Origin of the sequence: Desulfogranum japonicum DSM 18378 (assembly GCF_000429945.1) — a bacterium.
GTDB lineage: Bacteria > Desulfobacterota > Desulfobulbia > Desulfobulbales > Desulfobulbaceae > Desulfogranum > Desulfogranum japonicum.
Map to the genome: position 1 here is coordinate 210,162 of NZ_AUCV01000001.1, position 14,602 is coordinate 224,763.

The following is a 14,602-nucleotide window of genomic DNA, read 5'->3' on the forward strand; positions in this document are numbered from 1 at the left end:
GCCGTATTTGCAGCTGCCAGAGACTATGGGTATATGAACACAATACTGTTGATCATTCTGAGAAATGGAGGGAATGTCAAGCAATTAATTCTACAAGCAGGTCTGTGTGTTTCCAGGGAAAGGGGATTGTTGGCACTTGCAGTCAGAAAGGAAAATTTTTCTGAACGGCTATATTGCTTATGGTGAGGTGTGGGCGGGGGCGGATATTCTGCAAAGATAATCGGGGCTAAATAGGAAAGGGGAACACCTTTCAGGTATTCCCCTTGACGTAACAGGTGAAAAACAGATCTTATGGGAACAGGTGCTTAATAGCGTCTCTTTCGCTTGCCAGTTCGTCCTGATTCTGTTTGATGCGCTCTTTGCTGAAATCGCTTACTTCCAGGCCCTCGATAATTTTCCATTCACCATTCTCGGTGGTGATCGGGAAAGAGAAGATCAGGTCTTCATCAACACCATAGGGGTTGCCGGCACTGTATACGCCCATGCTTACCCAGCCGCCGTTGCTGCCTAAAGCCCAACTTCTCATGTGGTCAACTGCGGCAGATGCAGCAGAAGCAGCACTGGAAGCGCCACGGGCTTTAATGATGGCTGCGCCACGTTGCTGTACGACTGGAATAAAATTGTTTACGTTCCAATCATCATCGACTTGAGGCTTAACAGGCTCATTTTTGGCTGTTGCATAACTGATATCAGGATACTGGGTGGCAGAGTGGTTACCCCAGACAACCATTTGCTGGATATCTGTAGTGTGGCAACTAAGTTTTTCAGCAACCTGAGAAAGCGCACGGTTATGATCCAGACGCATCATTGCGGTGATGTTTTTGGGGTTCAGGTCAGGTGCATTTTTCAGGGTGATAAGTGCATTGGTGTTAGCTGGATTACCAACAACCAGTACTTTTACGTCACGGCTGGCGTGGTCATTCAATGCTTTACCCTGAGCAGAGAAGATCTGTGCATTTGCTTCCAGCAGGTCAGCACGTTCCATTCCTGGCCCACGTGGACGAGCGCCGACAAGAATGGCGAAATCAACGTCTTTGAATGCCACATTGGCATCGTCGGTGGCAACCACACCGGCAACCAGTGGGAATGCGCAGTCATTGAGTTCCATAACCACACCATTGAGCGCTCCCATGGCCGGTGGTATCTCAAGAAGTTGCAGAATAACAGGCTGGTCTGGTCCAAGCATGCTACCACTGGCTATACGAAAGATAATAGAGTAGCTGATCTGTCCGGCTGCGCCTGTGACTGCTACACGTACTGGTGCTTTCATTGGTTTTCTCCTTACATACAGTTTGTATTAACAAAAATAGTAGGCCAAAAAATGAACTACTGTAAAACGAATTCACTTCCCCTGAGGGGAGTACTATCGCTTGTCAAACGCACTGATTGAGCAATTATTCAGAAAGAGATACCCAAAACGGACCATTACTGGTTCCTTTCAGTAGATATATGTGTGCACAGTTCTGTGCATGGTCATGTATTGGTATAATAAATCGCAGGCACCCTTTCCCCCGTTACCCACTCAAGATAATCACGAATACTGATACCTAGCAAATACTAAAAAGTCAAGCCCAGAATAGGTGAGGGCTCATTCATTTATTGCATTGCTTTCCCGTAAAATTCGGGAGAATATACATTTTTTGAGAAAGGTTTTCTGGGAGTTTTTTTACTCAGAAGGGGAATGAATTGTTATTCTGACTGGGTTGCAATAAGACGAATGTTTGGCTTAATAGATATACCTGTCAGAAATGACCATCATAAGGGTTTCAAAGGTAAACCCCCATACGTATCCTCTGGAAACAGGTATGCAGGGAAACAATTGGCCTGGCTTTCCGGGTAGCATCGGCCGTTGGATAATATTGGCCTGGTTTGTTACGAATTCCATGGATAACCATTCATAATGGCTGATCTCAGTGTCTTGCAGGGCAATTTGGGGCCGATTGGAAAGCTCGAAAAGAAAAGTTGTGACAGGTGTGGGGATTCCCATGCGGTTACCGGCTGTACGCACCGGGTATTGTTTGACCAGGTTCTCGTGGGGCAGGGTAACACCACATTCTTCATATGTTTCGCGCCTGCAGGTTTCCAGGAGATTTTTGTCTGTATTGTCTCGTCGGCCACCTGGAAAAGCGTACTGTCCTGACCACGGGTCTCTGGGGTCAGAGACACGTTTAAGTACAAGTACCTCCGGGGCCGGGGTGTTAAGAATAATTGCGGCAACGGCTGCCTCTTTTATCGGTCTGTTCATGGTTGTATGTTGTGGAGGGGTTTCTTTCTCATTATCTCGTGTTCATTTCGGTCATGACGTGACGCATCTGCCATTGCCGCATCCTTTCCCTGATGTGTTTGATTTCATCTCAGCTGATCAGGAAAATCCATATGCGTTCCAGGCATACGTGCGTGCAACGTGATGTATATGGGCGGGCACGGTGTTAACAGCCCGGAAAACATATGTGATATAGTATCCGCAAGGCCTGATTCACGGCTAAGTTTCTTAATATAGGATATTCCGCTGTTGCATTACAGAGAACATAAGAGTATATCAAAATACCTGCTGGAAACGGCTGTTATGAACACCTTGTAGCGATGAAGGGGCCGCATGGAGCAATCGTTTCCTGTTAGAGAGTAATGCATAAAGTGTTTTTAATCATCAAATTAAAAAACCACTGCGTGTTGCATAATCAACTTCAGGGGGAAGAATGGCGATAATAACCATTTCCAGGGGGTCTTTCAGCAGAGGCAAAGAGGTGGCTGAAAAACTGGCCTCAAAGTTATCCTATACATGTTTTTCACGGGAAGTTCTGCTTGAAGCATCAGAAGAATTCAATATCCCCGAAATAAGGCTTTCCAGAGCATTACACGACAGTCCCTCGCTTTTTGAACGTTTTCATCAGGGGCGTATACTTAGATATATGAGTTTTTACAGGTACGCCCTGCTGAAAAGTGTGCAGCAAGACAATGTGGTTTACCATGGTTTGGCAGGGCATTTCTTTTTACGGGATATTCCCCATGTTTTTAAAGTCAGGATCCTGGCCAAGATGGAAGATCGTATCAAGGAAGTCATGAAACGTGACAACCTGTCAGCCCGTCAGGCACGCAATGTGATCATCAAAGATGACGAAAACCGGAGGCTCTGGGGAGCACAACTCTATGGTACTGATACCTGGGACAGTAGATTGTACGATATGGTGCTCAATATAGATCGGCTTACCGTCGATGATGCCGTGGATTGCTTACTTGAAATCATCGTAAAACCTATTTTTCAGACAACCGCCGCATCCCAGCGGATTCTTGACGATATGACCCTTGCGGCCTATATCCATACCCTTCTTATCCAATACTCGCTGATGGTGGAGGTAAAGGTAAAAGACCGTGTTGCTTCGATCGAGCATATGGGTGATGCCTTGAAATCCGACACCTTTCTGCGTGAGCGAATTGAAGAGATCATACAGGGCGTTGATGGGATAAAAGGCGTGCGTTTTGTCGATTCCGCCGGGGAGGTTGACAGACCTGAAGAACTTCGGTCCCGTTCGTTGTGAGGATATCTGCGTAAGTTTTTTCAAGGTGAGGGCTGATGCTGTCTGGGACAAGGGCTAGGTTTGTTGTTTTGAGTAACTGTGTCACTATTTCTTGCCGCGGGGTTATTGCTTGAGTCCGTTCCATCTCCAACTTCTTGTGTCATTTGTACATCTCAATTCTATGTTCTTCCTACTCTTTCTGTAAGACAAGGCCTTGTTGGCTGGCTGAAAAAAGGATAACATCTCACATAGCGTATAGAATGAAATAAAGATAACTTTGTCCTTGCAGTTAATCTCATGATCTATCTTGTGGTCTTTTAGCCGATATAGTAAGTAGCCTGCCTGATGCCTGTCCTCGGGGGACAGATGAGTATAAGGGTCAGGGAAAAAATACATTATCCAATCTTGCTTGTCTCTCAACTCGGTAACGTCATCGCGTCAATGGCCCAATACGGCCAGTATGGAACCCTTGACGCGATGACGTTGCCAAACCGATATCCTAAGAATTTTTGGATAGTTATTCTTTTTCGCGACCCTAATTTCTGGAGAGTTTTGATGCGAATTTTGATCTATGGCGCTACAGAAGCCGGATATATGGTGGCTTTACGCCTTCACCAGGATCATGATGTGACCCTGCTCGATGAGCAGGAGCGTGTGAATGATAAATTTGGCAATCTGGATATTAGCTTTGTCGAAGGGAGTGGCGCTGATGTCGAAGCCCTTATTCATGCCGGTGCAGGCAAAATGGATCTTTTCATAGCCTGTTCCGGATTGGATGAAGCGAATGTGGTCGCCTGCTGGACTGTAAAAAAAATAGTCGATATCGAGACCGTATGCTTTGTCGGCACCATGGAGCTGTATAACAATCTTGTTTCCCATGTACACAGCAGGTATCAGACACCTTATGATATTGATACAGTAATCTGGCCCGAGCAACTGCTTACCCATGAAATATTTCGTATTGTGTCTGTTCCTGAGGCAATTGATGTCGAGTATTTTTCCAACGGGCGGGCAAAGCTGTTTGAGTATAGAATCAAGGAAGACTCATTTATCCGTGACTGCCGAGTTATGGACTGTGCCTTTCCTGAAAATGTTCTGATCGTAGGCATCACAAGAGATCATGAGTTGTTTATTCCCGATGGATCCACCAAGATACTTCAGGATGATAAAGTGGTTTTCATGGGAACGGGTGCGGCTCTTGACGGGTTTGCTGCGCAATTTTTTCAGAAAAACAATACGATAAAAGATGTTGTGGTCATCGGTGGGGGGAATGTCGGCTTTCTTTTAACCATGCAGCTGGAACAGGCGGGGTTACGGGTCAAATTGATTGAGAGAAGCAAGGAAAGGTGCACATTCCTGGCCGACAATTTAAAGAAAACCCTGGTTCTTAACGGTGATGGAACTGATCTGGAATTACTGGAAGGGGAGGCCCTGGGTGAAGCAGATGTGACTATCTGCGTTACTGACAATGACGAAAAAAACCTACTGTGTTCCCTGCTGATGAAACAGCTGGGCTCCAGGCGCATCATCACCAGGGTAAGTAATGAACGTACTGCTCAGCTTTTTGAAAGAGTAGGCATAGATGTGGTTGTTTCACCCCGTGAATCTGCAATGCGAGAACTGATGAACAGATTGCAGTCTCGAAATGTCAATATTCTGGCTGTTGTGGAAGGCGGACAGGGAGAAGTACTCAGGGTGACGCTGGCAGCTGAATTTCCGGAAACCAAGGTGAAGGATATCCATTTTCCGGCAGGTGCTGTGATCGGTGTTATCCAGCGTGGACGGCAGATCCTTATCCCCAAGGGAGAGACCAGTCTCCTGGCAGGTGATATGTTGAAAATTTTTACCAAATCCACTGATGCCGACGCTGTAAAGGCAATGTTTAACAAATGAGACTCATTTATATTTTTTCAGCACTGGGCTTAATCATGGTGGCCTTCGGTGCCATTATGCTGTTGCCCATTGTCGTGGCATTGCTGGAAAGTGAATATTCCACCATTCTTCCTTTTGTGGTTGCCTCGTTTATTTCGATGGGCTGTGGCTTGCTGTTGCAGAAACTGGGAGGTTTTAACAGGAATTTCGACAAACTGCAGCGAAACGAGGGATTGTTGATTGTTTGTCTGAGCTGGGTGGTTTCTGCAGCAATGGGTGCTATTCCATATCTCTTTTTTGGCCTTTCTCCCCTGGATGCCTATTTTGAGGCTGTTTCCGGAATTACCACCACTGGGGCAACCATTCTTCTGGATTTCAGCCAGTATCCCAAGATTTTCTTTTTTTGGCGCAGTCTGACTCAATGGCTGGGCGGTATGGGCATTATCGTTCTCTTTGTGGCTATTCTGCCGCAGTTTGCGGTGGCTGGCCGCCAGATGTTTTTCGCTGAAGCCCCTGGTCCGACAGAAGAAAAAGTAACGCCAAGAATTACCCATACCGCAAAAGCTCTGTGGCTGGTCTACCTGGCTCTGACTCTTTTGGAAATTGCCTGCCTGGCTTTTGCCGGTATGCCTCTGTATGATGCTGTGTGCAACTCTCTCTCGACCATGGCTGCTGGTGGATTTTCTCCCCATCCTCAGTCCATAATGGGGTATGGCAACAATACCATCACCTGGATAGTTACCATTTTTATGTTTTTTGCAGGCAGCAACTTTGCTCTGCAGTATCGTGTGGTGGCTCAGAAAAGGCCACTTGCCTTGTTGAACAGTGAAGAATTTAGGGGATATGTAAAAATAATAGTCATCTCCGGCGTTATTCTGACTGCGCTGTTAATGAGTAAAGACCTGCTCCATGTGGGCGATGCTGTCAGGGAAAGTCTGTTTCAGATTGTCTCCATTATTACCACTGCCGGTTTTTCTTCCACAGACTTTGCGCTCTGGTCGGTGTCGGCGCAGACTGTTCTCTTTGCGGTGATGCTGGTCGGAGGGTGTGCCGGTTCTGCAGGTGGTGGTGTCAAGGTTATCCGGGTGCTTCTCGGATTAAAATATTTGCGACGTGAAATTGTTCAGATCGTACATCCCAAGGCTGTGCTGCCTATAAAAGTCGACAGAAAAACCGTTCAGGACGATATCCTACGTCAGGTACTGGGTTTTCTTCTTTTTTATTTCACTCTAATGACGTTGTCCTCTCTTTTGGTTACAGCCATAGAAGGGAATGTCAGTATCGGTCTGGTTGGTACCGCTGCGACCATCGGAAATATCGGCCCGGGGTTTGGTGAAATCGGTCCCATGGGCACCTTTGGTAACCTGACGTCAGCTACGAAAACGATTTTTATCGTAAATATGGTGGTAGGACGTTTAGAGTTGATCCCGTTTCTTGCCATGCTCCATCCTGATTTTTGGAATTTTGCCCGTAAGCAATGAGTCGGAACGTGGTAACCCCTTATAGGGGAGACGAATAGGCTTGAAACTTCTCTGTATTTGTAATTGGTTACAGGATGCCTGAGGATTGCGCTGGGGCTGTGCAACGTATTGGACCATCATGGGTCTGGCTGATCGCAGAAAAATCAGGTGCACAGTGAGCAGTTTTGGAATTTGTTGTAATAAGGCCCAGGCTGTCTTAACGTGATGAATGATGTTGTACATATCAATCCTGCAAAAGGAAAAAGATCATATCTTGGGCACGTTCCCTGTCGTACTCTCAACCACTGACCAGCGTACCTGTTGCGCAGTAACTGGTCACCCCCAATACTTCAATACCGATATGAGATAGTATTATGACTGCATACCCTCTTGAACAAATGAATGGATATACCGCGTTTCCCGGACCCGTTGTGACGATTATCATGGATGGCATGGGGCTGGGACCTGAAGACGCCAGTGATGGTGTTGCTGTTTCCTACACGCCGGTGTTGGATGCAATCCGCGCAACCCCCCTCAGCACCAGGCTTAAAGCACATGGCGTTGCCGTAGGCCTGCCTTCTGATGATGACATGGGAAATTCCGAGGTCGGTCATAATGCCCTGGGAGCAGGGCAGATTTTTTCCCAGGGTGCCAAACTGGTAAATGAAGCCCTTGAATCAGGGACTGTCTTTACTGGTGAAAGTTGGCGGAAAGCTGTGGAAATGACGGAAAATGGAGGAACTCTGCATTTTATCGGCATGGTTTCTGACGGTAACGTGCACAGCCACATAACACATTTATACATTCTGCTGGAGCAGGCTGCAAAGCAGGGAATCCCAAGGGTTCGTGTGCATGGGCTTCTTGACGGCCGTGATGTGGGAGCAAAAAGCGCATTGGAGTATTTTCGCCCCCTGGAAGAAAAATTGGCGGAGTTGTCCCAGAAAGGTGGTGATTACCGCATGGCTTCCGGCGGGGGGCGTATGGTTACCACCATGGACAGGTATAATGCAGACTGGAGTGTAGTGGAAAACGGCTGGAAGGCTCATGTACTTGGAGAAGCCAGACAGTTTAATTCAGCAGTTGAAGCCATACAGACCTATTATGATGAAGATCCTACCATGGCGGATCAGTATATGGCGAGCTTCGTCATAGCTGAAAACGGTAAACCCGTGGGCACGATTGAGGACGGAGATGCGGTTATTTTCTTTAATTTTCGAGGTGATCGCGCTATCGAGTTGTCCAGGACCTTTGATGAAAAGCAGTTTTCAGAGTTTGATCGCAAGAGGCACCCTGAGGTTTTTTATGCAGGTATGATGCAGTATGACGGCGATGCCATGATCCCTAGGAATTTTCTGATTGCTCCTCCTGCCTTTGAAAACACCTTAAGTGAGTATCTGTGCGATAACGGCATCACTGCCTATGCAACTTCAGAGACGCAGAAGTACGGACACGTTACCTATTTCTGGAATGGAAATCGGTCAGGGTATGTAAATGAAAAACTGGAAAAATACGTAGAGATAGAATCTGATCGTACCACTTTTGATTTGCGGCCCTGGATGAAGGCTGAAGAAATTACCACTGCTGTGATTGCAGCCATTGAGAGCAGGCAGTACAAATTTATCCGTCTCAATTATCCCAACGGTGACATGGTGGGGCACACTGGTGTGGAAGGTGCTGTGCGTATTGCAGTGGAAACCGTTGATCTGAATCTCGGGAGATTATTGAAAGCCATAGAGAAGGCCGGTGGAGTTGCTGTTGTTACCGCTGACCACGGCAATGCTGATTGTATGTGGACTGAAAAAAATGGTGTCAGAGCCCCCATGGTAGCCCATACAAAAAATCCAGTACCGTTTGTGGTGCTTGATTATAGCGGGGCCAACCGCTTTGCCCTGGCTGATGTGAAAAATCCAGGATTAGCCAATGTTGCAGCAACCATATGTAATCTTCTTGGATTTGCTGCACCCTCCATGTACGAGCCTTCCCTGCTTTGCATGGAGGAATGAGTTTTCTTGAACATGTTGAGTTTCACCTGCCTGTAGTATTTATGACTATCTGGGGAAATGCGCTGTCCGTCTTAGGGGCAGCGTATAACCCTTCCTGCCATCTGGGTCTTGTTCTACAGCATCTGCCAAGCATTGGCGAGGGGTAGCGCTGGACGGATAAAATTTTTAAATTAATTCCTTGGCGTTAAAGCTTTTTAAGGCCATAATACAAACAGAAACAATTCTGTTTTTTCTGTGTTTATCCGGGAATAAGGCTATATGAATGCTGCATTCGTCCCCTTGAACTTTGAGCTGTTTCCGGATAGACGATTTCCAACAACAGCCGCCTCAGGAGGGTTCGAAATGGCAACCCGGTCACCGTCTTCTCTGGCTAGCCATATTTCTGCAGTAAAAAAAGGTGAACGCGTTTTTGAAAACGCCTTTCAGGCAGTCAGTCGCATGATTCTTGAAAGTCCCATTGACAAGGTTCTGGTCAATGGAAAGTCCACCTTTGATTTCACTATATTTCGCAAAGATAAAAAACATATTGTGGGAATGTATGATGAAATCAATTCTTTCGTTTCCTTTGTCAAAGATGCCAGTCAGGGTGGTTCCTCCAAGGAAATGGCCTATGTTCTGGTGGGAGAACCGGGCAACGGAAAAACCTTTCTGGTTGAATATCTCTGCCGTCTGTATCGGGAATTTCTTACCAATCCCAAAAACAGGAGATATACGTTTCGGTTTAATAATCTGGACAAAGTAGGAGGTTACGGAGGTATTTCTTCGGTTGAATCACAGACCTATGAAGATCCCCTGGTCTTGGCCATGAATCTCATGGAGACCAGAAAAGAGACCGAGGAGTATCTGACGAGAAAATTCAGGGCCAATGACGAACAGTTGGAGTTGTGGTTTGAAAATTTCAGGCCCCTGGGAGCCTGCTCCGCATATATATTCAATGATATCCTCAACTATACCGGCGGAGATCTGGACGAAGCCCTGAACTTTGTGGAGGTTGTTCCGGTTCCCCTGGTGGAAAGTCTGGGAACTGTGACAGGCAAATATCCAGCCAAGGATAAAATTACATCCTCAGCAGTTGACCTGTTGGGTGAAGAGTCCATTCAACGCTTGTTACACATCACAGATACCAATAATCCGTACCGTTTCGATCTCAGACGCGGAGCCCTTGCCAGGGTTGCCGGAGGAGGCATTCATTTCAGTGATGAAATGTTTAAAAATAAAAAAGATTTGGTCCAGGTATACCTGGGAGTCATCCAGAATCGGACCATTGAAATAGATGGCTATCGCTGGCCCATAGATACCCTGATCATTGCTACCAGCAACAATTCTGAATTCAATCGTTTTCTCTCTGAAAAAGAGGAGGCGCCGATCATCGACCGGTGCCGTATCTGTTATGTTTCCCATAATACTGATTATCTCCTGCAGCGTGAATTGACCGATTACGCCATAGGCAACGAAGCCAAAACCACCCTGACCGGGGAAAGTATGCATCAGGATCCCAACCTGAATTATGCAGCCTCTGTTGCAGTGGCCCTTACCAGGTTGCCAAGATCTGAAAAATTGACTCCTGTGGAAACCATGAAACTTGCTGCCGGAGAAGTAGCAGGTGAAAAGAGCATCAAAACGCTGTCAGAGGTCATTGATTTGCTCAATCAGGAGCATGATATCACCAAGCGATTTGGGCAGAAAGGATTGGGACAGCGTAATCTCGGGCGTTCCATGCAGTTGTTACTTGAAAGTTCGGAAACCAATGAAGGCCGTTGCATGTTTGCCTATGATATCTTTCTTGCCCTTGATCGTATCATTCTTGATTATGTGGCTGATGCCAATGATCGTTCCAAGTTTCTTGATGACTTGAAAATTGCTAAAGGGTTGTACCGTGAGCGGATAATGACTGAAATGTTTAATGCCTACATGGATGAACCTTTGGCTGTGCGCAAGGATGTTCTCAATTACGTGAACATGATCATTGGTATTGATGCAGAAAATCTGGGTGTGGATAAGATGTGGAAGTATAAAAATCCCCAGACCGGAGAGTTGCAGGCTTTGAAAATTGATGAACGTTATATTGACTCAGTGGAGGATTACCTGGGGCTCAAGACCCGTGAACAAAAGGATTCGTTCAGAACCTCCATCCGTCGTATCTATGGGCAGAAGATCTCTGTCAATCCGGACTACGATTTTATGGATAACCTGGAGTTGGTTAAGGCTGTCACTGATGTGCGGCTCAAGTCCGACATTGCAGGGGCAGGAAGTCTTATCGGTGCGTTGGCTAACAGGACCAATGAAGAGAACCAGAAACTGTATGATCGCATGGTGGATACCATGTTGAATAAACTGGGCTATTGCACCACCTGCGCCCAGAAAACCATTGAGTATTTCTGCACTCAGGTTGATGAAGGATAACGTAGATGCCGCCTGGGAGGCAATATGAGAGTAGGCGTTTTTCTCAGATCAAGGCATTTCCAAGAAATAACCACAGCCATATACTGTATATTGCAGGTATTCTTTTTCTGGAATTAACCCGATCTGGAGAAAAAGGACATTTTCTGACAGCCTCCTGGCAGTAGGTACACGACGGCAAAAAAAGGATTATCCCATGAAAAAAATGCTTCAACTCTACGCTGATGCGCGGGAAAAAGGCCTGACTGCAGAGCAGGAGAGTAAAATTCAGTGTGAAATCAGACTGGCTGAGCAGGAGGCTGCAGGGCGGCAATCCCATGCTTTTTTGCCCTCCCATAAACCTGCCAGATCTCTCTATGAGTACACTGATCTGCTGCATCTTCAAGGTGACAACGAGGGAGGCTCCCTTGCTTTTGCCTCTGTTCATTCCCTTGAGTATTTGCTTGAACGAGATGCCCTGCGAGAAAAAGATGGGTTTCCACGTAAAATCCGTATCGGCAAGATTGTTAAGCCTGGAAATGACGGGGATAATAAAATTGTTGTGGTCCCTACCACCGTTGAAGAAAAATTTATCCATGACAACATTCGCCAGCAGCAGGAAGGTGAAGGAAGTGGTGAGGGTGAAGGGGATCAGGATGGTGAAGGCGGGGCTGGTGATGGTGAAGAAGGAGAAGTAATTGGGGAACAGCCGGTCCATGAGCAGCAGGGAGGGGCCGGTGGGGCAGGCCAGGGCGAAGGTGGTAATCATGAGATAGAATCAAATGCCTATGAGCTGGGCCGTGTACTTACTGAGCAGTTTCGGCTGCCTAATTTGAAGGAAAAGGGTAAAAAACGATCCCTGACACGGTATGTGTATGACCTGACAGATAAAAACAGGGGGTTTGGGCAGGTTCTGGATAAAAAAGCCACGATGCGCAGGCTTATCCAGACCAATATAAGTTTGAAACGGATTACCCCTGAAAAGCCCATTGATGCGGAAAACCTTCTTATCTCACCGCGGGACAGGGTCTATCGTATCCTTTCCAAGGAAAAAGATTTTGAATCACAGGCGGTGGTCTTTTTTGTTCGTGATTATTCCGGTTCCATGGGGGGGAGCCCTACGGAGCTGGTGGTCAATCAGCACGTGCTGTTGTATTCGTGGTTGATTTATCAGTATGAAAATCAGGTGGAAACCCGTTTTATCCTGCACGATCTGGAAGCCAAGGAAGTGGAGGATTTTTATACCTATTATAATCTCCAGGTAGCCGGAGGGACCCAGGTTTCTTCAGCGTATGCCCTGGTTAATGAGATAGTTGAGAAGGAGCAGCTCGAACGCGATTACAATATCTATATTTTCCACGGTACAGACGGAGATGACTGGGATACGAAAGGAGAAAAGGCTCTTCCCGAGTTGCGTAAAATGTTATCCTATGCCAGCCGTGTGGGCATTACCATTGCCGAAAATAACTACTCAACAACAGGCAGGAGCGAGGTGGAAACCTATCTGCGGAAATCAGGACTCCTTGAAGAAAAAGGCGATCTTCTACGTCTTGATGTCCTGAAACGTGATAGCAATGAAGGACGGTTAATAGAGGGAATACGAGCGTTGATCTCTTAACCTGCGTTTCTTGAATACAATACAGGCATCGGACCGGTAAGCGAGGAACGTGACCTCGAAAAGGCCATTGATGGACAGGCTTGAACTAACATCAACCCCACAAGAAAACACTGTAGGTAACCATGGAACTCATCAGTCAGCATGCAAAAAAAATCATGGAAGGCTGCAAGGAGCGGGCCCGGGCAGCAGGTTTGAGCTTCCAGGATGAGAGTCTTGAATATATTGTTACTAATAGGGATCTTGTGGAACTCACTCCCAAGGTGATGATTCCGACGTTGTACGATTACTGGGTGCAGGATGTGGAAGTGCTCAAAGAAAAAGGGCGCTATGAACTGTATCCCAGCAACCCTTACGAGACAGTGATCAACACCAGGCCACCGATCTCCTATTACAATGATAATAATCCTGACTGGCTTAACGTGATGATTTTTTATCACGTGATAGGTCACATAGATTTTTTTCAGAATAATATCTTTTTTCGTCATACCTGGGACTATGACTTCACCAGCAAAGCCCTGTCCGACAAGCGGCTCATTGCTAAATTACGTTCAGAAAAGGGGCGCTGGGTTGATTACGTGATCGAGTTTTCCCTGGCCATAGATAATCTGGTCGGCTATTTCGACACCCTGGAAAATCTCAATCAGACGAGGCAGGGGGGCAAGCAGTCTCTGTTGGATTTTTATTTTGATGTGTTTCTACAAAAAGATAAAGGTGGAACGACCAAATATATCAAGGAGATCGAACGATATAACGACCTGGTGCATAGGGTGCCGGATACTGCCCAGGAACAGTTCATCAATGCCATTAAGCTCAAACATCCAGAATTTGAAACGCTCTACGAACAGGAGCAGAAAAAACAGAAAACCAGGACGAATATCGATCTGCTTCAATTTCTGATGGAGCATTCGGAGTTTCTCAAAAAAAGGGAAAATCAATGGATGCTTTCTGTCATGGAGGTAATTCGCTCCACGGGACTGTATTTTCAGCCTCAGATTCGAACCAAAATTCTTAATGAAGGATGGGCGAGTTACTGGCACGAGACACTGTTTCTGCGTGACGATCGCATCAGCGGCCATGAAGTGGATTACTCCCGTGTTAATGCCAAGGTAACCTCGATGCCGAGAGTCGGACTCAACCCGTACGCTTTAGGCATGCGATTGTTTTATTACCTGGAGGATAAAGCTGATAAAGGCAGGCTGCTTTTTGATTATGATCGCCTGAGGGACCGCGAAAAACGCAAACAGTATGACATGGAGAGCGGTGCTGGCAGGGCGTTTATTTTTCACATCCGTGAAAACTATGCGGATTCCATGTTTGTAAGCAGTTTTCTGGATCAGGAATTCATGGATTTGCATAAACTGTTTGTTGCAGGAAAAAGGCTTAATAAGGAACGCATGACCTGGCAATATTATGTCAAAAGCCGCAAAGTGGCTGATTATAAAAACATGGTTTTGGGTTCCCTGTATCATCCACCGTTCATAAGGATTTCCACGGGTGACAATAATACGTTGATGCTGGATCACCTGTTTGAAGGCAGGCAGTTGGTTCGGGATTTTATTGGGCCCACCATGATGGGCATCGAATATCTCTGGGGAGGCTCGGTGGAACTTTTTACTTCGGAACCTTCCGAGGAAGATGGAGATGCCATGGCAGGTTCAGATGAAACAAAACTTGTCTGGCAGCGTATCTTATACACAATGAATAAAAAACGGCTCAGCCGTAAACCTGTCAACGAAGTACTCAAGGTCTGGTAAA

The 14,602-nt window shown here is 46.4% G+C and carries 10 protein-coding genes; 8 read left to right on the top strand and 2 right to left on the bottom strand.

Annotated features, from left to right (window positions below):
* Positions 1 to 289 precede the first annotated feature (289 nt).
* Both G493_RS0100915 and G493_RS31650 read right to left on the bottom strand, forming a co-directional pair.
* Positions 290 to 1,270: a malate dehydrogenase gene (locus G493_RS0100915; protein WP_028578851.1), complete on the bottom strand. Its 981-nt coding sequence runs from the start codon at positions 1,268 to 1,270 to the stop codon at positions 290 to 292.
* A gap of 456 nt (positions 1,271 to 1,726) precedes the next feature.
* The gene (locus G493_RS31650) at positions 1,727 to 2,245 is read right to left on the bottom strand and encodes an NUDIX hydrolase (protein WP_028578852.1); all 519 of its coding nucleotides are present in this window, start codon (positions 2,243 to 2,245) and stop codon (positions 1,727 to 1,729) included.
* Positions 2,246 to 2,696: 451 nt separating this feature from the next.
* Between G493_RS31650 and G493_RS0100925 the strand changes: the two genes are divergently transcribed.
* The 8 genes from G493_RS0100925 (at position 2,697) to G493_RS0100970 (ending at position 14,601) form a co-directional block, all read left to right on the top strand.
* On the top strand, positions 2,697 to 3,536 hold the full coding sequence (locus G493_RS0100925) for a cytidylate kinase-like family protein (RefSeq protein ID WP_028578853.1): 840 nt from the start codon (positions 2,697 to 2,699) through the stop codon (positions 3,534 to 3,536).
* 345 nt (positions 3,537 to 3,881) lie between these two features.
* Positions 3,882 to 5,408 (top strand): Trk system potassium transporter TrkA, encoded by a 1,527-nt coding sequence (trkA, locus tag G493_RS0100935; protein WP_232363691.1) that lies wholly within the window; start codon positions 3,882 to 3,884, stop codon positions 5,406 to 5,408.
* A complete protein-coding gene (locus G493_RS0100940) occupies positions 5,405 to 6,868 on the top strand; it encodes a TrkH family potassium uptake protein (protein WP_028578856.1) in 1,464 nt (487 codons plus the stop codon). Before trkA ends, G493_RS0100940 begins: the two co-directional genes overlap by 4 nt.
* 353 nt (positions 6,869 to 7,221) lie before the next feature.
* The gene (gene gpmI / locus G493_RS0100945; RefSeq protein ID WP_051308911.1) at positions 7,222 to 8,850 is read left to right on the top strand and encodes a 2,3-bisphosphoglycerate-independent phosphoglycerate mutase; all 1,629 of its coding nucleotides are present in this window, start codon (positions 7,222 to 7,224) and stop codon (positions 8,848 to 8,850) included.
* Positions 8,847 to 8,996, top strand: a complete 150-nt coding sequence (locus tag G493_RS33285) for a hypothetical protein (protein WP_153306401.1) — start codon at positions 8,847 to 8,849, stop codon at positions 8,994 to 8,996. Before gpmI ends, G493_RS33285 begins: the two co-directional genes overlap by 4 nt.
* Positions 8,997 to 9,192: 196 nt before the next feature.
* Positions 9,193 to 11,253 carry a serine protein kinase gene (locus tag G493_RS0100955; RefSeq protein ID WP_028578858.1) on the top strand — a complete coding sequence of 687 codons (2,061 nt, stop codon included), beginning with the start codon at positions 9,193 to 9,195 and terminating at the stop codon, positions 11,251 to 11,253.
* Between the two features lie 193 nt (positions 11,254 to 11,446).
* A complete protein-coding gene (locus G493_RS0100965; RefSeq protein WP_028578859.1) occupies positions 11,447 to 12,847 on the top strand; it encodes a DUF444 family protein in 1,401 nt (466 codons plus the stop codon).
* A gap of 122 nt (positions 12,848 to 12,969) precedes the next feature.
* Positions 12,970 to 14,601 carry a SpoVR family protein gene (locus tag G493_RS0100970; protein WP_028578860.1) on the top strand — a complete coding sequence of 544 codons (1,632 nt, stop codon included), beginning with the start codon at positions 12,970 to 12,972 and terminating at the stop codon, positions 14,599 to 14,601.
* The last annotated feature ends 1 nt before the right edge of the window (position 14,602 follow it).

Coding starts and splice junctions, on each gene's coding strand:
- G493_RS0100915 (WP_028578851.1), bottom strand. CDS start 1,270: ATGAAAGCACCAGTACGTGTAGCAGTCACAGGCGCAGCCGGACAGATC.
- G493_RS31650 (WP_028578852.1), bottom strand. CDS start 2,245: ATGAACAGACCGATAAAAGAGGCAGCCGTTGCCGCAATTATTCTTAAC.
- G493_RS0100925 (WP_028578853.1), top strand. CDS start 2,697: ATGGCGATAATAACCATTTCCAGGGGGTCTTTCAGCAGAGGCAAAGAG.
- trkA (WP_232363691.1), top strand. CDS start 3,882: ATGAGTATAAGGGTCAGGGAAAAAATACATTATCCAATCTTGCTTGTC.
- G493_RS0100940 (WP_028578856.1), top strand. CDS start 5,405: ATGAGACTCATTTATATTTTTTCAGCACTGGGCTTAATCATGGTGGCC.
- gpmI (WP_051308911.1), top strand. CDS start 7,222: ATGACTGCATACCCTCTTGAACAAATGAATGGATATACCGCGTTTCCC.
- G493_RS33285 (WP_153306401.1), top strand. CDS start 8,847: ATGAGTTTTCTTGAACATGTTGAGTTTCACCTGCCTGTAGTATTTATG.
- G493_RS0100955 (WP_028578858.1), top strand. CDS start 9,193: ATGGCAACCCGGTCACCGTCTTCTCTGGCTAGCCATATTTCTGCAGTA.
- G493_RS0100965 (WP_028578859.1), top strand. CDS start 11,447: ATGAAAAAAATGCTTCAACTCTACGCTGATGCGCGGGAAAAAGGCCTG.
- G493_RS0100970 (WP_028578860.1), top strand. CDS start 12,970: ATGGAACTCATCAGTCAGCATGCAAAAAAAATCATGGAAGGCTGCAAG.